This is a genomic window from Streptomyces sp. NPDC001373 (assembly GCF_042895815.1).
Classification (GTDB): Bacteria; Actinomycetota; Actinomycetes; order Streptomycetales; family Streptomycetaceae; genus Streptomyces.
Genome location: NZ_JBIAWQ010000012.1, coordinates 206,721 through 225,786, shown reverse-complemented (window position 1 = coordinate 225,786; position 19,066 = coordinate 206,721). Strand labels below are relative to the sequence as shown.

Annotated in this window: 16 protein-coding genes; 6 read left to right on the top strand and 10 right to left on the bottom strand. The window is 74.0% G+C overall.

Annotated elements, in window-relative coordinates; genetic code table 11:
- Window positions 1–226: 226 nt before the first annotated feature.
- Window positions 227–595: a hypothetical protein gene (locus tag ACFY15_RS26115; RefSeq protein ID WP_390687387.1), complete on the bottom strand. Its 369-nt coding sequence runs from the start codon at window positions 593–595 to the stop codon at window positions 227–229.
- Window positions 596–753: 158 nt separating this feature from the next.
- Here ACFY15_RS26115 and ACFY15_RS26110 point away from each other — a divergent pair, with 158 nt between their 5' ends.
- Window positions 754–1,308 (top strand): EF-hand domain-containing protein, encoded by a 555-nt coding sequence (locus tag ACFY15_RS26110; protein WP_390687388.1) that lies wholly within the window; start codon window positions 754–756, stop codon window positions 1,306–1,308.
- Window positions 1,309–1,336: 28 nt separating this feature from the next.
- Here the strand turns inward: ACFY15_RS26110 and ACFY15_RS26105 are convergent, their stop codons facing one another.
- The 3 genes from ACFY15_RS26105 to speB all read right to left on the bottom strand — a co-directional run bounded on the left by ACFY15_RS26105 (window position 1,337) and on the right by speB (window position 8,087).
- Complete coding sequence (locus ACFY15_RS26105; RefSeq protein WP_390687389.1) at window positions 1,337–5,125, bottom strand: ABC transporter ATP-binding protein; 3,789 nt, start codon at window positions 5,123–5,125, stop codon at window positions 1,337–1,339.
- A gap of 243 nt (window positions 5,126–5,368) precedes the next feature.
- Window positions 5,369–7,057 carry a thiamine pyrophosphate-binding protein gene (locus tag ACFY15_RS26100; RefSeq protein WP_390687390.1) on the bottom strand — a complete coding sequence of 563 codons (1,689 nt, stop codon included), beginning with the start codon at window positions 7,055–7,057 and terminating at the stop codon, window positions 5,369–5,371.
- 61 nt (window positions 7,058–7,118) lie between these two features.
- Complete coding sequence (gene speB / locus ACFY15_RS26095) at window positions 7,119–8,087, bottom strand: agmatinase (RefSeq protein ID WP_390687391.1); 969 nt, start codon at window positions 8,085–8,087, stop codon at window positions 7,119–7,121.
- A 203-nt stretch (window positions 8,088–8,290) separates the two neighbouring features.
- Between speB and ACFY15_RS26090 the strand changes: the two genes are divergently transcribed.
- On the top strand, window positions 8,291–10,255 hold the full coding sequence (locus tag ACFY15_RS26090) for a PucR family transcriptional regulator ligand-binding domain-containing protein (RefSeq protein WP_390826139.1): 1,965 nt from the start codon (window positions 8,291–8,293) through the stop codon (window positions 10,253–10,255).
- A gap of 102 nt (window positions 10,256–10,357) precedes the next feature.
- On the opposite strand, the gene ACFY15_RS26085 is transcribed toward ACFY15_RS26090, so the two are convergent.
- From ACFY15_RS26085 to ACFY15_RS26075, 3 genes are read right to left on the bottom strand one after another with little or no spacing between them, the layout of a single operon-like run.
- Window positions 10,358–11,242 (bottom strand): DUF1963 domain-containing protein, encoded by an 885-nt coding sequence (locus ACFY15_RS26085; RefSeq protein ID WP_390687393.1) that lies wholly within the window; start codon window positions 11,240–11,242, stop codon window positions 10,358–10,360.
- A 29-nt stretch (window positions 11,243–11,271) separates the two neighbouring features.
- Window positions 11,272–11,547, bottom strand: coding sequence for a hypothetical protein (locus tag ACFY15_RS26080; RefSeq protein ID WP_390687394.1), 276 nt, complete (start codon window positions 11,545–11,547; stop codon window positions 11,272–11,274).
- Window positions 11,544–12,110 (bottom strand): RNA polymerase sigma factor, encoded by a 567-nt coding sequence (locus ACFY15_RS26075; RefSeq protein ID WP_390687395.1) that lies wholly within the window; start codon window positions 12,108–12,110, stop codon window positions 11,544–11,546. The genes ACFY15_RS26080 and ACFY15_RS26075 overlap by 4 nt, the downstream gene beginning before the upstream one ends.
- 267 nt (window positions 12,111–12,377) lie before the next feature.
- Here ACFY15_RS26075 and ACFY15_RS26070 point away from each other — a divergent pair, with 267 nt between their 5' ends.
- The gene (locus tag ACFY15_RS26070) at window positions 12,378–13,535 is read left to right on the top strand and encodes an acyl-CoA dehydrogenase family protein (protein WP_390687396.1); all 1,158 of its coding nucleotides are present in this window, start codon (window positions 12,378–12,380) and stop codon (window positions 13,533–13,535) included.
- A 6-nt stretch (window positions 13,536–13,541) separates the two neighbouring features.
- A complete protein-coding gene (locus tag ACFY15_RS26065; RefSeq protein WP_390687397.1) occupies window positions 13,542–14,420 on the top strand; it encodes an acyl-CoA thioesterase in 879 nt (292 codons plus the stop codon).
- A gap of 53 nt (window positions 14,421–14,473) precedes the next feature.
- Here the strand turns inward: ACFY15_RS26065 and ACFY15_RS26060 are convergent, their stop codons facing one another.
- Window positions 14,474–14,941, bottom strand: a complete 468-nt coding sequence (locus ACFY15_RS26060; protein ID WP_390687398.1) for a MarR family winged helix-turn-helix transcriptional regulator — start codon at window positions 14,939–14,941, stop codon at window positions 14,474–14,476.
- Between the two features lie 80 nt (window positions 14,942–15,021).
- On the opposite strand from ACFY15_RS26060, the gene ACFY15_RS26055 reads away from it, so the two are divergent.
- Window positions 15,022–15,882 (top strand): SDR family oxidoreductase, encoded by an 861-nt coding sequence (locus tag ACFY15_RS26055; protein ID WP_390687399.1) that lies wholly within the window; start codon window positions 15,022–15,024, stop codon window positions 15,880–15,882.
- Between the two features lie 9 nt (window positions 15,883–15,891).
- Here the strand turns inward: ACFY15_RS26055 and ACFY15_RS26050 are convergent, their stop codons facing one another.
- Window positions 15,892–16,710: a phosphatase gene (locus tag ACFY15_RS26050; protein ID WP_390687400.1), complete on the bottom strand. Its 819-nt coding sequence runs from the start codon at window positions 16,708–16,710 to the stop codon at window positions 15,892–15,894.
- A 58-nt stretch (window positions 16,711–16,768) separates the two neighbouring features.
- Complete coding sequence (locus tag ACFY15_RS26045) at window positions 16,769–17,347, bottom strand: TetR/AcrR family transcriptional regulator (protein WP_390687401.1); 579 nt, start codon at window positions 17,345–17,347, stop codon at window positions 16,769–16,771.
- A gap of 101 nt (window positions 17,348–17,448) precedes the next feature.
- Here ACFY15_RS26045 and ACFY15_RS26040 point away from each other — a divergent pair, with 101 nt between their 5' ends.
- Window positions 17,449–19,065 (top strand): carboxyl transferase domain-containing protein, encoded by a 1,617-nt coding sequence (locus ACFY15_RS26040; RefSeq protein ID WP_390687402.1) that lies wholly within the window; start codon window positions 17,449–17,451, stop codon window positions 19,063–19,065.
- Window position 19,066 lies beyond the last annotated feature (1 nt).

The following is a 19,066-nucleotide window of genomic DNA, read 5'->3' as shown; positions in this document are numbered from 1 at the left end:
ACACGTCCAGCCCCGACGGGTAGACAGGCATGCGAAGCCTCTGGTGGGCACGGGTTCTTCTTGGTCGAAAACCCATCTACCAGGGGCTTCACCCGTCTGTCAGCCGAACTGACCAACCCGGCCCGCAGGTTGGAAAAGGCTCACTCTCCCCATTCAGTCCACTGGTGGTCGCCGTGAACCTAGCGGGGTCAACACGCCCGTGAACAGTACCGGTTGGGCCGCCGCGTCAGCACAGGATCCAGCCGGACTCCACCGATCCGGCCGCCACATCCCCCTTCACGTACACGCACCGGCTGATCGCGCCGACGGTGACGGGGCCCGCGTAGCGGGTGTATTGCCCCGTGTCGCCCACGGGGACCCCGCCGCGCGGCTGAACGCTCACCGCGAGGTGGCGGCGCTCCCCGGGGTGCAGGGCGACGGTCACCGCGCAGACCTGCGTCCGGCTCTTGTACACGCGCACCTCGGCGTCCGGCAGCGGCAGCGTCCTGACCAGATCGCCCGCGCAGCCGCCGGTGGCGGCCGCCGCCCGGGGGGCCGCCGCGAACACCCCGCCGGCGGCCAGCCAGAGCGCCGCCCCGACCGTGGCGAGGGACACCCCCCGCCCCCGCGCCTTCCACCCCTGAGACACCTGACCCCCCGATCGGTCGTACGTGACCCGTACTGACGTACGTACGACGCGCGGGGCCGCCGGAAGGTTGCACTACTCTGGGCGATCGACCGCATGCCCACCGTCACCGTGAAAGGCGTCCGCCCATGACGACCGACCTGCTCGACCGGAAGCTGGAGCGCGCGTTCGCGCACCTGGACGCCGACGACAACGGCGTGATCGACGAGAAGGACATGATCGCGCTCGGCTCCCGGCTGCTGACGGCGCTGGCCGAGCCCGCCGACTCCCCCAGGGCGGCCGAAGTGTTCCGCGGGCTCACCGACTTCTGGGTGGACCTCTTCAACGAGCTGGGCGCGGGCGGGGACCAGAAGCTGACGCCCGCGCAGTACCGGGACGGCATGACCCGTCTCTACAAGGACGGCGGACCGGCGTACGAGAAGTCCTTCCGGCCGATGATGAAGGCGATCCTGACCGTCGTCGACACCAACGGCGACGGCCACATCAGCCCCGAGGAGTTCCACAAGGCCCAGCTGGCCTTCGACACCCGGCTGGAGCCCGCCGACGCGGACGTCCTCTTCGAGCGGATCGACAAGAACCACGACGGGTACCTGTCGGTGGACGAGCTCCTCGACGCGGTACGCGAGTACTACACCGGTGAGGACGAGGACGCCCCGGGCAACCTGCTCTTCGGCGAGCTCTGACACCCGGGGCGTACTCCTGGGGGCTGCGCTACGCGGCGGCCGCCGGCTCGTCCTCGCCGACGAAGGTCCGCCACAGCACGGCGTAGCGGCCTCCCCGGGCGAGCAGTTCGGCGTGGCTGCCGTCCTCGACGACCCGGCCGCGCTCCATGACCACCACCCGGTCGGCGCGGGCGGCGGTGGTCAGCCGGTGGGCCACCACCAGGGTCGTGCGCTTGCCCGCGAGGCGGTCGGTGGCCTGGTTGACCTGCGCCTCGGTGGCCAGGTCGAGGGCGGCGGTGGCCTCGTCGAGCAGCAGCACGTCCGGGTCGACGAGCTCGGCGCGGGCCAGTGCGATCAGCTGGCGCTGGCCCGCGGAGAGGTTGCGGCCGCGCTCGGTGACGGTGTGCAGGTAGCCGCCGTCGAGGGTGGCGACCATGTCGTGGGCGCCGACCGCGCGCGCGGCCGCCTCCACCTCGGCGTCGCTCGCCTCCGGCCGCCCGTAGGCGATGGCGTCGCGGACCGTCCCCGGGAAGAGGTACGACTCCTGGGGGACGACCCCCAGCCGGTGGCGGTACGCCGTCAGGTCCAGGTCCCGCAGGTCGGTGCCGTCGGCGGTGACCCGGCCGGAGGTCGGGTCGTAGAACCGGGCCACCATCTTGACCAGGGTGGACTTCCCGGCGCCCGTCTCGCCGACGAAGGCGACGGTCTGCCCGGCGGGTATCCGCAGGCTGATGCCGCCCAGCGCCTCGCCGTTCTCGCCGCGCTCCTCGGCGGTGGCGTACGCGAAGCGGACGTCCTCGAAGACGATCTCGCCGCGCAGGGCGGGCACCTCGCGGGGCGCGGCCGGGGGCGGGGTGGTGGTGGGCTCGCGCAGCAGGTCCTGGATGCGGCCGAGGGAGACGGTGGCCTGCTGGTAGCCGTCGAAGACCTGGGAGAGCTGCTGGACCGGGGCGAAGAACAGGTCGATGTAGAGCAGGTACGCCACCAGCGCTCCGGTGGTGAGGGTGGCGGCCTCCACCCGGCCCGCGCCGACGATCAGCACGGCCGCCGCCGCGCCGGAGGACAGCAGCTGGACGAAGGGGAAGTAGACGGATATCAGCCACTGGCCCCGCACCCGGGCCTGGCGGTAGGAGTCGCTGCGCTCGGCGAAGCGCTCGGCGCCGGAGCGCTGGCGGCGGAAGGCCTGGACCAGGCGCAGCCCGGCGACCGACTCCTGGAGGTCGGCGTTGACCAGGCTGACCCGGTCGCGGGCGAGCTCGTACGCGGCGACCGACTTGCGGCGGAAGACGATCGTGGCGAGGACCAGCACCGGCAGGGTGGCGAAGACGATCAGCGCGAGTTCGAGGTCGAGGACGAGCAGGGCGATCAGGATGCCGAAGAAGGTCAGGACGGAGACGACGGCGGTGACCAGCCCGGTCTGCAGGAAGCTGGACAGGGAGTCCACGTCGGTGGTCATCCGGGTCATGATCTTGCCGGTGAGCTCGCGCTCGTAGTAGTCCAGGCCCAGGCGCTGGAGCTGGGCGAAGATCTTGACGCGCAGGGCGTAGAGGACGCGCTCGCCGGTGCGCCCGGTCATCCGGGTCTCGGCGAACTGCGCGGCCCACTGGGCGAGGACGATGACCAGGGCGAGGCCTGCGGCGGCCCAGACCGCCCCCAGAGCGGCCTTCTCCACGCCCTGGTCGATGCCGTGCCGGATCAGGACCGGCAGCAGCAGGCCGGCGCCGGCGTCGAGGGCGACGAGGGCGAGGCTGACGGCGAGCGGGGCCCAGAAGCCGTGGAGCAGCCGGCGCAGGCCGTAGCTCTCCTCGGCGGCCGCGGCCCGGTCCTCGTCCACCTCCGGCCGGTCGTCGGTCGGCGGCAGGGCGGCGACCTGCGCGAGCAGTTCGGGGGTGGCCCCTGGCATCCCGGACGCGGTCCCGGGTGCGCTCGTCTCCTCCTCGCGGCGCCACAGCTCGGGGGTGACCCCGTCGGCGACGCGCCGCTTGGCGTTCACCGGCTCGGAGTCGATCTCGGCCTCCAGCTCGATGTCCCGTTCTAGGTCCCCGTCGATGTCCCGTTCGAACTCGGCCATGGAGGAGGCGTCGGGGATGCGCGGGGATCCGGCGCCGAGGGCCTCGGGGTCGGTCAGCAGGCGGCGGTAGAGGGCGGAGCGGACCTCCAGTTCCTCGTGCGTGCCGATGTCGGCGAGCCGGCCGCCGTCGAGGACGGCGATCCGGTCGGCGAGGGCGAGGGTGGAGCGGCGGTGGGCGATCAGCAGGGTGGTGCGGCCGGCCATGACCGCGCGCAGCGCCTCGTGGATCTCGTGCTCGACGCGGGCGTCGACGGCGGAGGTGGCGTCGTCGAGGAGGAGGAGCCTGGGGTCGGTCAGCAGGGCGCGGGCGAGCGCGATGCGCTGGCGCTGGCCGCCGGAGAGGGTCAGGCCCTGTTCGCCGACCTTGGTGTCGTAACCGGCCGGCAGCGCCTGAATAAACGATTCCGCTTGGGCCGCCCGGGCGGCCGCGCGTATCTCCTCGTCGGTGGCGCCGGGGCGCCCGTAGGCGATGTTGGCCCGGATGGTGTCGGAGAAGAGGAAGGAGTCCTCGGGCACGAGCCCGATGGCGGCGCGCAGGGAGTCGTACGTCAGGTCGCGCACGTCGTGGCCGCCGACGCGGACGGTGCCGTGGTCGGCGTCGTAGAAGCGCGGCAGGAGCAGCGAGACGGTGGACTTGCCGGAGCCGGACGCCCCGACGACGGCGACGGTCTCGCCCTCCTCGAGGGCGAGCGAGAAGCCGTCGAGGACGGGCCGCTCGGGGTCGTAGCCGAAGCGGACGTCCTCGAACTCGACGGTGGCGGGCGCGTCGGCGGGCAGCTCGCGCGTCCCCTCGCGGATCACCGGCTCGGTGTCGATGAGCTCGAAGACCCGTTCCACGCCGGCCCGTGCCTGCTGGCCGACGGTGAGCACCATGGCGAGCATGCGGACGGGGCCGACCAGCTGGGCGAGGTAGGTGGAGAAGGCGACGAAGGTGCCGAGGGTGATGTGCCCGTTGGTGGCCAGCCAGCCGCCGAGGGCCAGCATGGCGACCTGGCCGAGGGCGGGGACGGCCTGGAGGGCGGGGGTGTAGCGGGAGTTCAGCCGGATGGCGCGCATCCGCCCGCCGAAGAGCCGGCGGCCGGCCTCGCGGAGCTTGCCGGTCTCCTGCTCCTCCTGCCCGAAGCCCTTGACGACGCGCACCCCGGTCACGGCCCCGTCGACGACGGTGGCGACGGCGGCGGCCTGGCCCTGGGCGTACCAGGTGGCGGGGAAGAGCTTCCTGCGGCTGCGCTTGGCGATGAACCACAGCGCGGGGGCCATCAGCAGAGCGACCACGGTCAGCAGCGGCGACAGCCACACCATGACGGCCAGGGATATCCCGAAGAGCAGGAAGTTGCCGATGGTCATGGGCAGCATGAACAGCAGGCCCTGGATCAGCTGGAGGTCGCTGGTGGCCCGGCCGACGACCTGTCCGGTCGACAGCTCGTCCTGCCGCCGCCCGTCGAGGCGGGCGATGGTGTCGTACATGTCGGTGCGCAGGTCATGCTGCACGTCGAGGGCGAGGCGGCCGCCGTAGTACCGGCGCACGTAGGTGGCCGCGTAGACCAGCACGGCGGCGCCGACGAGCAGGCCCGCCCAGGGCCCCATCCGTCTGGTCCCGTTGCCGATGACGTCGTCGATGATGACCCGGGTGACGAGCGGTACGAGCGCCATGACGGCCATGCCGGCCAGCGAGGAGCCCAGCGCCAGCAGCACGTTGAGCCTGTACCGCCAGGTGTAGGCGGCCAGCCGCCTGCCCCAGCCCTGTTTCTCCCCAGCCGCCGTCACGTGGGTGCCTCCCCGTAGGTCCTGTCCTGCCGCCACCCCCAACGCTCCGACCGGCGGATTTCATCCCGCCGCACCAGTTCGAACATGCGCGTACGGCGCCTCCGGCGCACGCCGGGAGCACCCGTACGGGCCAGGGCGGTACCCCTGGCTCCAGGCCGCCCCACCCAGACCACCGGCTGGCCCGTGACGCGGGCGATCGTCTCGCAGTCCTCGTCGTGGTGGAGCAGGGTCAGCGGGCCACCGCTAGCCCAGGTGCGTCGGGGCGAACATCCGCGGGGTGGCGGGGAGGACCAGGACCGACGGGCCGGGGGTGGCGAGGGCGTCGGCGAGGTCCTCGCGGAGGGTGGCCGGGGTGGTGGTGGCGGCCGGGACACCGAAGGACCGCGCCAGGGCGGCGAAGTCGGGGCGGGTGAGTTCGGTGCCGGTGGTACGGCCGTCGAAGGCGTCCGTCATGTACTCGCGCAGGATGCCGTAGCCGCCGTCGTCCACGATCAGCCAGGTGACGTCCAGCTCGTACTGCTTCGCGGTGGCGAGCTCGGCGACGGAGTACATCGCGCCGCCGTCGCCGGAGACCGCGAGGACCGGGGTGCCCGGCTCCGCGACCGCCGCGCCGAGGGCCGCCGGGAAGGCGTAGCCGAGGCCGCCGGCGCCCTGGGCCGAGTGCATGGTGTTGGGGTGCTTGGCGTCGAAGGCCGACCAGGCCCAGTAGGACAGGATCGTCATGTCCCAGAAGGACGGGGAGCGGGCCGGCAGGGCGGACCTGATCGAGGCCAGGAGCTCCTGTTCGAGGCCGAGGTCCTGGGCGGCGAGCCGGGCGGCGATGTCGGCGAGGACCGCACGGACCCGGGCGGGGGCGTCCGGGTCCTCGCGGGGCTCGACCGTCTCCAGGAGGGCCTGGAGGGCCAGGCGGGCGTCCGCGTGGATGCCGAGCGCCGGGTGGTTGGACTCCAGCTTGCCGAGGTCGGCCTCGATCTGGACGACCCGGCCCGTGGGGAAGAAGGTGTGGTAGTTCGAGGACAGCTCGCCCAGGCCGGAGCCGACGACGAGGAGGACGTCGGCGTCCTCCAGGAAGTCCGTCATGTGGCGGTCCTCCAGCCAGGACTGGAGGGACAGCGGGTGGGTCCAGGGGAAGGCGCCCTTGCCGCCGAAGGTGGTGACCACGGGGGCGTTCAGGCGCTCGGCGAGCTGCCTGAGCTTGCCCGCCGCGTCGGCGCGGACCGCGCCGCCGCCCGCGATGATCACCGGGCGGGAGGCCCGGGACAGCCAGTGCGCCGCCAGCGCGGTCAGCTCCGGGCGCGGGGCGAGTTCGTGCGGGCTCGCGTCCATGCCCGTGACCTGCGGGACCACCGTCTCCGCGCGGAGCACGTCCTCGGGGATCTCCACCCAGACGGGGCCGTGCGGGGCCGTGAGGGCCGACTCCCAGGCCCCGGCGACGACCGAGGGGATCTGGGAGGGGGTGCGGGCGATGTGGACGGACTTCACCACGTCGCGGAAGGACGCGGACTGCTCGCGCAGCTCGTGCAGGTGGCCGCGCCGGCCCCCGCCCAGGCCCGCGGAGGGGACCTGGGAGGAGATGGCGAGGACCGGGGCGGAGGCGGCCGCCGCCTCGGCGAGGGCCGGCAGGGACATGAGCGCCCCGGGGCCCGTGGAGAGCAGCAGCGGGACCGCCTCGCCGGTGAGGCGGCCGTAGGCGTCGGCGGCGAACCCCGCGTTGTTCTCCGTCCGCAGGCCGACCAGCCGCAGGTCGGAGCGGCCGACGGCGTCGAAGAGGGCCAGCGCGTGCTGCCCCGGCAGACCGAAGGCGGTCGTCGCGCCGAGGCCGCGCAGCGTCTCCACGACCAGGTCCCCGCCCGTGCGGCCCGGCGGCGGGGCCAGGGCGGCCGCCGTCTGGGCCTCGGTGGGGCGGAGAACCAGGTCGTGGTCGTGCGTCACGTGCTTGCGTGCCCTTCGTGCCGTCTCGCTGCGCCGCGCTGCCGGGCCGCCGTGCCTCGCCCTACTTCGCCCGGGAGGCGGCGATCTGGCGGCTCATGATCGTGGTGAGCTCGTACGCGGTGTGCGAGGCCGCGACCGAGGTGATCTCGGCGTGATCGTACGCCGGGGCGACCTCGACCACGTCGGCGGAAACGAGGTTGCAGGACGACAGGCCGCGGATGATCTCCAGCAGCTCGCGGGAGGTCATGCCGCCCGCCTCCGGCGTACCCGTGCCGGGCGCGTGCGCCGGGTCCAGGACGTCGATGTCGATGGAGATGTACAGCGGGCGGTCGCCGATGCGCTGGCGCAGCTGGTCGGCGATCTCGTCGGCGCCGCGGCGGTACACGTCGGCGGAGGTCACGATGCCGAAGCCCATCTTGGCGTCGTCGTCCAGGTCCTGCTTGCCGTACAGCGGGCCGCGGGTGCCGACGTGGGAGAGGGCCTCGGTGTCGAGGATGCCCTCCTCGACGGCGCGGCGGAAGGGCGTGCCGTGGGTGTACTCGGCACCGAAGTAGGTGTCCCAGGTGTCCAGGTGGGCGTCGAAGTGCAGCAGGGCGACCGGGCCGTGCTTCTTCGCGACCGAGCGCAGCAGGGGCAGGGCGATGGTGTGGTCGCCGCCGAGGGTCATCAGACGGGAGCCGTTGCCGAGGAGCTCGTCGGCGGCGGCCTCGACCGTCTCGACGGCCTCGTTGATGTTGAAGGGGTTCACCGCGATGTCACCGGCGTCGGCGACCTGCGCGAGGGCGAACGGGGAGGCGTCCTGCGCCGGGTTGTAGGGGCGCAGCAGGCGCGAGGCCTCGCGGATGGCGTTGCCGCCGAAGCGGGCGCCGGGGCGGTAGGAGACACCGGAGTCGAAGGGCACGCCGACGACGGCGACGTCGGCGGAGCCGACCTCGTCCAGGCGGGGCAGGCGGGCGAAGGTCGCCGGACCGGCGTAGCGCGGGATCCGGGAGGAGTCGACGGGGCCGCGCGGCGTCTGCTCGGTGCTCATGGGGGGTGCCCTTCTGGTGGTCCTGCTGGTGCGGTCCTTCGAGCGTAAGCGTGCCGCGCGGAGGTAGGGAGGGTACGTTTCATCCATCTGGCCGCGCTGAAATGTACGGAGTATCCATGGCCGATCTCCCGGTCCCCCCGCCGGTCCCCCCGCATCCCGGCACCGGGCCCCGGGCGTCGGCGTCGGCCCCCGCCGGGGAGCCGATGACGCCGCCCGTGGGGCTGGCGGGGCTGCTCGGGGAGCGGGGGCTCGGGCTGCGGCACCTCGCGGGCCCGGCGGTGGCGGAGGTGCACGGGGTGCACGCCTCCGAGATGGCGGACCCGTCCCCGTACCTGCTGGGAGGCGAGCTGCTGCTGACGGCCGGGGCCGCGCTGACGGAGGCCGGGGCCGCCGCCTACGTGCACCGGCTCGCCCGCGCCGGGGCCGCCGCGCTCGGCTTCGGCGTGACCCCGGTGCACGAGGTGGTGCCGCCCGGTCTGGCCGAGGCGTGCGAGCGGTACGGGCTGCCGCTCGTCGAGGTCCCGCCGGGGACCCCGTTCACGGCCGTCGCCCGCAGCGTCGGGCGCCTGATGGCGGAGGCCCGCACCCGTGAGCTCCGCCGCGTCACCGAGGCCCAGCAGTCGCTGGCGGCGGCCGCCGCCCGCCCGGACCCGGTCCCGGCGGTCCTGTCCCGCCTGGCGACGGGCTTGGGGGGCTGGGCGGCGCTGTGGGAGCCGGGGCCGCAGGGCGCGGCGGAGTCCGGGGGCGCGGCCGGAGGGCACCGGCCCGGTCCGGCGGGGCCGGGCCCCGTCCCTGCGGGTGCGGCCTCCGACACGGTCCCTGGGCCCGGCCCGGCGGATCGGCGCCGGGGTGCCGGGGCGGGCGCGGCGGCTGCTGCGGGCGCGGGGCCCGGCGCGAGCCCGGGTGCCGACGGGGGCGCACCCGCCGGCACGGGCACGGGGGCAGGCGCGGGCACGGGGGCCGGTACGGGCACGGCCAGCGGGGCTGGCACAGCGGCCGGGGCGAGCACGGCCACCGGGGCGGGCACGGGGGCCGGCACGGGCACCGCCGCCGGGGCTGGCACAGCGGCCGGGGCGGGCACGGCCGTCGGCACGGGCACGGGGGCCGGGGCGGGCACAGCGGCCGGGGCAGGCACGGCCGTCGGCACGAGGGCCGGGGCGGGCACGGGGGCCGGGGCGGGCACGGGGGCCGGGGCGGGCACGGGGGCCGGGGCGGGCACGGGGGCCGGGGCGGGTCCCCTCCCGGCCCACCCGGCCGGCGGTGCCGGATCCGCGCCGGCCACCGCGTTCCGCCCGGTCAGGGCGACGGCCGGGGTGCAGCCCGGCGAGGAGGTGCGGGCGGCCCTGGCGGCGCTGGCCCGGCGGGTGGCCCCCGGGAGCGCCGCGACCGCCACCGACAGCCTGGGCGGCACCCATCTGGCGGCCTACGCGGTGGGCGGCGGCCGGGTGCTGGCCCTGGCCACCCCCGGCCGGGCCCCGGGCGACCACACCATCGCCTCGGTCGGCGCCGTGCTGCTGACCCTGCTCACGGCGAGCGGCCCGGCCGGCGCGGAGGCGGCCGCGCTGACCCGTCTCCTGCTCGACGGCGACCCGGCCGCCGCCCTCCCCCCGGGCCCCTGGTACGCCGTCCACGCCCGGGGCGGCGCCGACCCCCGGGCCCTCGCGGCGGCGCTGGGCACCGAACTGCTGGACCCGCGCGGGGAGGCCGTACGCCTCCTCACCGACCGGGAGCCCGGCCCGCAGCCGGGATGGCGGCTCGGGGTCAGCGCCCCGGCCGCCCCGGCGGAGCTGCGCACGGCCGACGCCCAGGCCCGTCGCGCCCTGACCCGCGCCGAGGCCTCCCGCACCCCGCTCGCCCGCCACACGGACCCCGGCGTCACGGGCCTGGTCGGCCAGGCGGAGGCCCGCGCCCACGCCGAAGCCCTGCTCGGGCCCCTCTCCCCCACCCTCCGGGAGACCCTGCGCGCCTGGCTGTCCCACCACGGCAGCTGGGACCGTACGGCGGCGGCCCTGGGGGTCCACCGGAACACGGTCCGCCAGCGGATCGCCCGTTGCGCGGCCCTGCTGGACGACGTCGACCTGGACGACGCGGACACGCGGATGGAGCTGTGGTTCGCCCTGCGTTGGCTCAGTCCGGCGCCGGATCGGCCATCCGGGCGCCCCGGCTGACGGCGATCCGGTGCACGTCCCGCAGCGACTCGGCCATGCGGCGGCCCAGGTAGCGCGGCTGGGCGGCGGTGGCGCCGTAGTCACCAAGGAGCCGTAGCCCGGTCAGCTGCAGTCGAACCAGTGCCCCACCGGCCGGTCCGGGCAGGTCCGGCATTCGAAGACGTAGACGCCCCCCACGTCGCCGAGGCACAGGCCCGCCGGGTCGGAGACGCTCCGGTCGGGGTAGTCGCCGTCCGGGGTGCGGTCCTCCTCCGGGAGCCACGTGCGCCAGGACTCGCCGTCGAACTCCCTGCTCGCGACGGTCAGCAGGTGCTCCATCCGGCCGCCGCACCCCTCGCAGTCGGGCCAGACCGGATCCTGCGTCCACCCGGGCCAGCCGCCCAGCTTGATCCCCGACGCCTCCGCCAGGTGGTACCAGTAGTACAGGCCGGTGCGCGTCTCCATCTCCTCGATGCGCGGGCGCAGCGCGTCCGACAGGTCGCGGGGCAGGTCCCGGCTCGGGTACTCGGTCACGGTCTCGGGGTGGACCACGCACGGGTCCGGGTACCAGTCGGTGGACAGGCCGGGCGCCGGCCCCGGGGTGGGGCGGACGTCGCCGACCGCCGCCGAGTCGCGCCAGTACACCCGTGGCAGCGGATAGTTGTACTCGCCGTGGCCGTACGGGCACCACACCACCTGGAGCAGGTCCGTCCCCTCCGGGAACGGCAGGCCGGGCGCGTCGGCCCGGTAGACCTGCACGACGGGGAGCATGGGCGCCTCGTCCTCGTGAAGCTCCACCGACTCCGGCTCGTAGTGCTCCTCCGTGCACACCGGCCACGCCTCCCCCGCCGGCCACAGCAGCGGTCCGCCGACCGAGCTGTCCGTCGGGGCGGGCGACCCCGGGCGCGGGTGGAGGCGTACGGCCTCACGGCGGTAGGGGGTGAGCTCCGGGAAGAGCGCCTCGAGGTCGACGGGCCGGGCGGGCGTCGTACGGGTGTTCTGGATCATGCCGGGACCCTACGGCCCCGGACCGACAGTCACGCGGACGGCGTCAGCGTGCACCGCCCGTCCTCGCAGGAGCGCTTCAGCCGCCCCCTGGAGACGGTCTGCACCAGGCCGAGCGTCCAGCACATTGGGCAGCCGCGCAGGGCGAGCAGGCCGACGGGCAGGAGGGCCAGGCTGACCGGCCAGGCGTACGGAAGGAGTGCGACGGCCAGCACCAGTGAGCCGAATCCCAGTGCGCCGCGCGCCAGGTGCCGGGGCAGGGAGGCGCTCGCGAAGTCGGGGCGGGGGTCTGTCTTCGTGGGCTTCATCGGTCGTTCCTTCCGGGGGCCGGGTCGGACGGGGTGAGGAGGGCGGCGCGGACCGTCGCGCGGGCCCGGTGCAGGCGGGACTTCATCGCCGGCGTCGTGAGGCCCAGCGCGTCGGCGACCTCGCGTCCACTGAGGCCCTGGACGTCCCGCATGATCAGCACCCGCCGCTGGTCGGGCGGGAGGGCCGCGACCGCCGCCGCCACCCTGCCCGCCTCCAGGCGGCGCAGCGCCTCGTCCTCGGCCGAGTCGGCGGCGGTGTCGGGGGCCGGGGGGTGGTCCCGGTCGCGGACGACGGCTCGGGCGCGCCGCAGGCATTCGTTGCGGACGATGCGGAACATCCACGAGGCCAGGGCGCCGGAGGCCCGCAGCATCCCGATCTTGCGGTAGAGGATGATCAGGGCTTCCTGGGCCGCGTCCTCGGCGTCCTCCGGGGTCGCGCACAGGGAGCGGGCGAAGCGCCGTACGTTCGGGTGCGAGCCCGAGACCAGCGCGGTGAGGGAGTCGAGGTCACCGCCCTGGGCGGCGGCGACCAGCCGTTCTCCGGGCCAGGACGGGTCAGCCACGCGCGCCGCGCCCCCGCTTCAGGACGAACACGCAGGTGCAGAGCAGCACCGCACCCGCGGCGATGGCGATACCGACGATCATGGCGACCTCCAGGTCCCGTTCCGTACGCGCGTCCGTCGCGGTACGGGAATAAGAGGCACGGGCCGACCGAAAGGATTCAGCACCGGTCGGCCGAGTCTGGACAGGATCGACAACCCGCCGGTAACTTAGCCATGAGCAAGCGCTTAGACATAAGCGGCGGACCGCCGCGACGAAGGGAGCCGGCCGTGCGCCGTACGGTGTTCAACGAGGACCACGAGGCGTTCCGCGAGACCCTCCGCGCCTTCATCGAGGCCGAGGTCGTCCCCGTCTACGACGAGTGGTTCCAGGCCGGCCAGGCGCCGCGCGACTTCTACTACAAGCTCGGCGAGCTGGGCATCTTCGGCATCAACGTCCCCGAGGAGTTCGGCGGCGCGGGCCTGGACACCCACAAGTTCGAGGCCGTCCTGTACGAGGAGACCTCCCGCGCGGGCGTCAACTTCGGCGGCTCCGGCGTGCACGTGCTGCTCGCCCTGCCCTACATCAAGATGCTCGCCACCGACGAGCAGAAGAAGCGCTTCCTGCCGAAGTTCGTCTCCGGTGAGGAGATGTGGGCCCTCGCGATGACCGAGCCGGGCACCGGCTCCGACGTCGCGGGCATGAAGACCACCGCCAAGCTCTCCGAGGACGGCACGCACTACGTCCTCAACGGCTCCAAGACCTTCATCACCGGTGGCGTCCACGCCGACCGCGTGATCGTCTGCGCCCGCACCTCCGCCCCGAGCGAGGACGACCGCCGCTTCGGCATCTCCCTGTTCGCCGTGGACACCACGTCCGAGGGCTACTCGATCGGCCGCAAGCTCGACAAGCTGGGCCTGAAGACCTCCGACACCGCCGAGCTGGCCTTCGTCGACGTCAAGGTGCCGGTCGAGGACCTGCTCGGCGAGGAGGGCAAGGGCTTCTACTACCTCGGCCACAACCTGGCCTCCGAGCGCTGGGGCATCGCCTTCGGCGCCTACGCCCAGGCCGCCGCGGCCGTCCGGTTCGCCCAGCAGTACGTCACCGACCGCACGGTCTTCGGCAAGCCGGTCGCGCACTTCCAGAACACCAAGTTCGAGCTGGCCGCCTGCCAGGCCGAGGTGGACGCCGCCCAGGCCGTCGCCGACCGCGCGCTGGAGGCCCTGGACGCGGGCGAGCTGACGCCGGCCGAGGCCGCTTCCGCGAAGCTCTTCTGCACCGAGGTCGCGCACCGCGTCATCGACCGCTGCCTCCAGCTGCACGGCGGCTACGGCTACATGAACGAGTACCCGATCGCCCGCCTGTACGCGGACAACCGCGTCAACCGCATCTACGGCGGCACCAGCGAGATCATGAAGTCGATCATCGCCAAGTCGATGGGTCTGTAAGTCCCCTTGAACGAAGCGCTCTCCGTTCTCCTCGACCTGCTCGACCTGGAGCAGATCGAGGAGAACATCTTCCGCGGGACCAGCCGCCCGTCACTGATCCCGCGCGTCTTCGGCGGACAGGTCGCGGCCCAGGCGCTGGTCGCGGCCGGCCGCACGGTGCCCGGGGACCGCACGGCGCACTCGCTGCACTCGTACTTCCTGCGCACGGGTGACCCGGGCGCGCCCATCGTCTACACGGTCGACCGGATCCGCGACGGGCGCTCCTTCACCACGCGGCGGGTCGTCGCCGTGCAGCACGGGCAGCCGATCTTCCACCTGTCGGCCTCCTTCCAGGTGTACGAGGAGGGGCTGGACCACCAGGTCACGATGCCCTCCGCGCCCGACCCGGAGACCCTGCCGACGGCCGCCGAGGCCCTGCCCGCCTACCGGGACCTGTTCCGGGACCCGGGCACGGTGGAGCGGCTGCTGGAGGCGCGCGGCGCGGTGGACCTGCGGTACGCGACGACGCCGCCGTGGGGGTCGATCGGCGAACCGGTGGAGCCCCGCTCGCAGGTGTGGTTCCGCACGGCCGGCAAGCTGGACAGCGCCGACCCGCTGCTGCACACGTGCCTGGCCACGTACGTCTCGGACATGACCCTGCTGGACTCGGTGCTGCTCGCCCACGGGCGCGGCGGCTGGGCGGTGGGGGACGTGGTCGGGGCCTCGCTGGACCACGCGATGTGGTTCCACCGGCCGCTGCGGGCGGACGAGTGGCTCCTGTACGACCAGGACTCGCCGACGTCGCACGGCGGGCGGGGCCTGGGCCAGGCCCGCATCTGGACGCAGGACGGCCGGCTGGCCGTCACCGTCATCCAGGAGGGCGTGGTCCGCGTGCCGCGCACCTGAGCCGTGTCCTGCCCGAAGGCCCCCGGATCCCGTCCGGGGGCCTTCGGCGTTCCCTACTCCTCGCCCTTGGGGCGGGCCTTGAGCTTGGCCCAGACCGTCTCCAGCGCGGCGATGTCCCCGTCGTCCAGCAGGTCGTCGAAGACCTCGGCGAGGGCCTCGCGGCGGGTGGCGTCGGCCTCCGCGAAGAGGCGGCGGCCCGCCCCGGTGAGGGCGATGCCGACCGAGCGGGCGTCGGTCGGGGAGGGTATCCGCTCGACGAGCCCGCGGGCCCGGAGCGAGTCGGCGACACGGGAGACCTGGCTGCGGCTGAGCAGGGTCCTGGCGCCCAGCTCGGAGGGGGCGACCGGCTCCCGCTGCATGCTCAGCCACAGCATCACCTCGAACCACGACAGCGGCAGGTCGTGGTGGCGGGTGAGCGCCTGGTCGACCCGGGCGGTGAGGGTGGTGCCGGCCCAGACCAGGCCGTAGAAGGCGTGGTCACGGGGGGTGAGCCCGTCCAGGTGGAGGTTCGCGTGCGCCATGGGGAAAGGGTACCGGGTTGCGTGCACGCGCACACATCATTAATGTGCGTGTGCACGCACAAACCTAGGGAGCCTTTTCCATGAGCAACGAGACCACCGCCAAGACCGTCCTCATCACCGGCACCTCCTCCGGCATCGGCCTCGCCGCCGCGGTCGCCGCCGCACGGGCCGGCTGGCACACCGTCGCCACGATGCGCGACACCACCCGCTCCGACGCCCTGGTCAAGGCCGCCGCCGAGGCCGGCGTCAGCGACCTCATCCAGGTCAAGCGGCTGGACGTGACCGACGCGGACTCCGTGGCCTCCTGCGTGGCCGAGGTGGTCGCCGAGCACGGCCACCTGGACGCCGTCGTGAACAACGCGGGCGCCGGCTTCGTCGGGACCGTCGAGCAGCACGGCATGGAGCAGGTGCGCTCCGTGATGGAGGTCAACTTCTTCGGCGTCGTCGAGCTCACCCGGGCCGCGCTCCCCCACCTGCGCGCCTCGGGCGGCCGGGTGATCACCGTGACGAGCGTCGGCGGCGTGGTCGGCCAGCCGTTCAACGAGTCCTACTGCGCGGCCAAGTTCGCCGTCGAGGGGTTCATGGAGTCCCTGGCTCCGGTGGCCGCGGCCGCGGGGGTCCAGGTCTCCGTCGTCGAACCGGGCGCCGTCTCCAGCGAGTTCGTGAACAACGTCGGGCTCGACATCCCGGCACTGCTCGCCCAGGCGGGCCCCTACGCCCCGCAGCTCCGGGGCTACATCGATCACGCGATGCAGTCCTTCGGCAGCAACACCGCGCAGACCCCGGAGCAGGCGGCGGCGCCGGTCGTCGAGGCCCTGACCGCCGAGAAGATGCCGTTCCGGATCCAGACCTCCGACTGGGCGCGCACCTTCGTGGGCATGAAGCTCGCGGACCTCGACGGCTCCGCCGTCCAGACGGAGATGAGCTCCTGGCTCCGCTAGCCGGACGGGCTACCGCAGGCCCGCCGCGGTGAGGAGGTACGCGACCATCGGGTCGTAGAAGCGCGGGTCGCGGACGTGGTCGTCCAGGGGGACGGCCACCTGGAGGGTGCCCTCCGCCTCCCCGAGGAACAGCGCCGGGTCGTTGCAGTCCGCGTAGCCCACCGCGTCCAGCCCCCGCTGCGCCGCGCAGCCCGCCCAGCCGTGGTCGGCGACGACCAGGTCCGGCTGGGGGCGGCCGTCGTTGGCGAGGGCGTCGAGGATGGCGGCCATCGGGTTCGGCGAGTGGGTGTGCCACAGGGTCGCGCCCCGCTCCAGGACCGCCACGTCGGCGAACTGCCACACGGAGCCCTCGTCCGCGACGAGCCCGGCGGGGATACGGACGATCTCGCAGCCCGCGGCGCGCAGCGCGTCGGCCGTGGCCCGGTGGACGTCCAGGAGGCCGCCCGGGTGCCCGGTGGCGAACAGCACGCTCTGCCGGTCGAGGGCGGCCTTGCGCAGGCGGGCCGCCATCCGGTCGAGGCCCGCGACCGTCAGCTCGGGGTCGATGGTGTCCTGCCCGGTCCGGTGTGCCGGGTCGTCGACGACGCCGACGCGCTCCGCCATCACGGCCAGGACGTCCTGCTCGTCCGCCCAGCGGTCGCCGAGCTCCAGACCGAGCCAGTAGTGCCGGTCGCCGTTGGCGAGCTTGCGGTAGTGGGAGAGGTTGTTCTCGCGCGGGGTGGCCACCTGCCCGGCGATGCGGGTGCTCACCAGGTGGTCGACGAGTTCCTCTCGGCTGGGGGCGGCAGGGGTCTGTATGGGCTCTGTCGGCATCGGCATGCGGTCCATTCTGCCGCCGCCCGCCCGTTCCGCCGAGCCGCCCTCGAGCCCGCGCCCCCGCCCGGCTTCAGCCCGACAGCGCCCCGAAGGCCCCGTGCGCGAGCCGGCGCAGCAGCGACTCCGTCGCCTCCCGGCCGAGCGCGCCCAGGTGCGGGGTGGAGTTCAGCAGGCCGAACACCGCGTGGACGGCGACGCGCACCTCCGCCTCCCCGACCTCCGGATGCAGCTCCCGCACGACGGTCACCCACAGCTCCACGTACTGGCGCTGGAGCTGCCGCACGAGCTTGCGGTCCTCGTCCCGGAGCCGGTCGAGCTCCCGGTCGTGCAGGGTGATCAGCGCCCGGTCGTCCAGCGCGAAGTCGATGTGCCCCTCGACCAGGGAGGCGAGCAGCGCCCGCGGGTCGCCCGCGGCCTCCTCGACCCGGCGCCGCCCGCCGGTCAGCAGGCGCTCGCTGATCCCGACGAGCAGTTCGGCGAGCATCGCGTCCTTGCCGGCGAAGTGGCGGTAGAGACCCGGGCCGCTGATGCCGACCGCGGCCCCTATCTCGTCCACGCCCACGCCGTGGAAGCCGCGCTCCGCGAAAAGACGAGCGGCCTCTCGGAGGATCTGCTCGCGGCGGGTCGGGGTGGCAGCTCTGGTGCTCATGGGAATCCATTCTAGACAGGGCGGTTAGCGCTCGTTAACCTGTGACCCACACGCGTTAACGGTCATTAACACAGCAGGTACCGAGCAAGGGAGCTCGACCGATGCAGCAGGCACCAGTGCTGACGAGCGCCGCGGACCCGGCGTCCGAGGCCTGGCGGACCAATGAGGCCGCCCACCGCGAGCTCGCCGAGGGCCTGCGCGCCCGGCTGGACGCGGCCCGCCTCGGCGGCGGTGAGAAGGCCCGCGCCCGCCACACGGCGCGCGGCAAGCTCCTGCCCCGCGACCGCGTGGACACCCTCCTCGACCCCGGGTCCCCCTTCCTGGAGCTGGCCCCGCTGGCCGCCGAGGGGATGTACGGGGGCGCGGCTCCGGCGGCAGGCGTGATCGCGGGCATCGGCCGGGTCAGCGGCCGGGAGTGCGTGATCGTCGCCAACGACGCCACCGTCAAGGGCGGCACGTACTACCCGATGACGGTGAAGAAGCACCTGCGGGCGCAGGAGGTGGCGCTGGAGAACCGGCTCCCCTGCCTGTACCTGGTCGACTCCGGCGGCGCCTTCCTGCCCATGCAGGACGAGGTCTTCCCCGACCGGGAGCACTTCGGCCGGATCTTCTACAACCAGGCCCGCATGTCCGGCGCCGGCATCCCGCAGATCGCGGCCGTCCTCGGCTCCTGCACGGCGGGCGGGGCGTACGTCCCGGCGATGAGCGACGAGGCCGTCATCGTCCGCGGCCAGGGCACGATCTTCCTCGGCGGCCCGCCGCTGGTGAAGGCCGCCACCGGCGAGGTGGTCACGGCCGAGGAGCTCGGCGGCGGCGAGGTGCACTCGCGTACCTCCGGCGTGACCGACCACCTCGCGGAGGACGACGCGCACGCGCTGCGGATCGTCCGCAACATCGTGGCGACCCTGCCCGAGCGCGGGGCCCTGCCCTGGTCGGTCGAGGCGCCCGAGGAGCCCAAGGTCGACCCGTACGGCCTCTACGGCGCGGTCCCCGTCGACTCCCGCACCCCCTACGACGCCCGCGAGATCATCGCCCGGGTCGTGGACGGCTCCCGCTTCCAGGAGTTCAAGGCGGAGTTCGGGCAGACCCTGGTCACCGGCTTCGCCCGGATCCACGGCCACCCGGTCGGCATCATCGCCAACAACGGCATCCTCTTCTCCGAGTCCGCCCAGAAGGGTGCCCACTTCATCGAGCTGTGCGACCAGCGCGGCATCCCGCTCCTCTTCCTCCAGAACATCTCCGGCTTCATGGTCGGCCGCGACTACGAGGCCGGCGGCATCGCCAAGCACGGCGCGAAGATGGTCACGGCCGTGGCCTGCGCCCGGGTCCCGAAGCTGACGGTGGTGGTCGGCGGCTCGTACGGCGCGGGCAACTACTCGATGTGCGGCCGGGCGTACTCGCCGCGCTTCCTGTGGATGTGGCCCAACGCCAAGATCTCCGTGATGGGCGGCGAGCAGGCCGCCTCCGTCCTGGCCACGGTCAAGCGCGACCAGATCGAGGGAGCGGGCCAGGAGTGGCCCGCCGAGGACGAGGAAGCCTTCAAGGCCCCGGTCCGCGCGCAGTACGAGGAGCAGGGCAACGCCTACTACGCCACCGCGCGCCTGTGGGACGACGGGGTCATCGACCCCCTGGAGACCCGGCAGGTGCTGGGGCTGGCCCTGACCGCGTGCGCGAACGCCCCGCTCGGCGAGCGCGGCTACGGCATCTTCCGCATGTGAT

What these genes read in the sequence shown, in the direction of transcription:
- ACFY15_RS26110 (WP_390687388.1), top strand. Translation starts at nt 754, where the DNA reads ATGACGACCGACCTGCTCGACCGGAAGCTGGAGCGCGCGTTCGCGCAC.
- ACFY15_RS26050 (WP_390687400.1), bottom strand. Translation starts at nt 16,710, where the DNA reads ATGGACCGCATGCCGATGCCGACAGAGCCCATACAGACCCCTGCCGCC.
- speB (WP_390687391.1), bottom strand. Translation starts at nt 8,087, where the DNA reads ATGAGCACCGAGCAGACGCCGCGCGGCCCCGTCGACTCCTCCCGGATC.
- ACFY15_RS26085 (WP_390687393.1), bottom strand. Translation starts at nt 11,242, where the DNA reads ATGATCCAGAACACCCGTACGACGCCCGCCCGGCCCGTCGACCTCGAG.
- ACFY15_RS26055 (WP_390687399.1), top strand. Translation starts at nt 15,022, where the DNA reads ATGAGCAACGAGACCACCGCCAAGACCGTCCTCATCACCGGCACCTCC.
- ACFY15_RS26060 (WP_390687398.1), bottom strand. Translation starts at nt 14,941, where the DNA reads ATGGCGCACGCGAACCTCCACCTGGACGGGCTCACCCCCCGTGACCAC.
- ACFY15_RS26040 (WP_390687402.1), top strand. Translation starts at nt 17,449, where the DNA reads ATGCAGCAGGCACCAGTGCTGACGAGCGCCGCGGACCCGGCGTCCGAG.
- ACFY15_RS26045 (WP_390687401.1), bottom strand. Translation starts at nt 17,347, where the DNA reads ATGAGCACCAGAGCTGCCACCCCGACCCGCCGCGAGCAGATCCTCCGA.
- ACFY15_RS26080 (WP_390687394.1), bottom strand. Translation starts at nt 11,547, where the DNA reads ATGAAGCCCACGAAGACAGACCCCCGCCCCGACTTCGCGAGCGCCTCC.
- ACFY15_RS26090 (WP_390826139.1), top strand. Translation starts at nt 8,291, where the DNA reads ATGACGCCGCCCGTGGGGCTGGCGGGGCTGCTCGGGGAGCGGGGGCTC.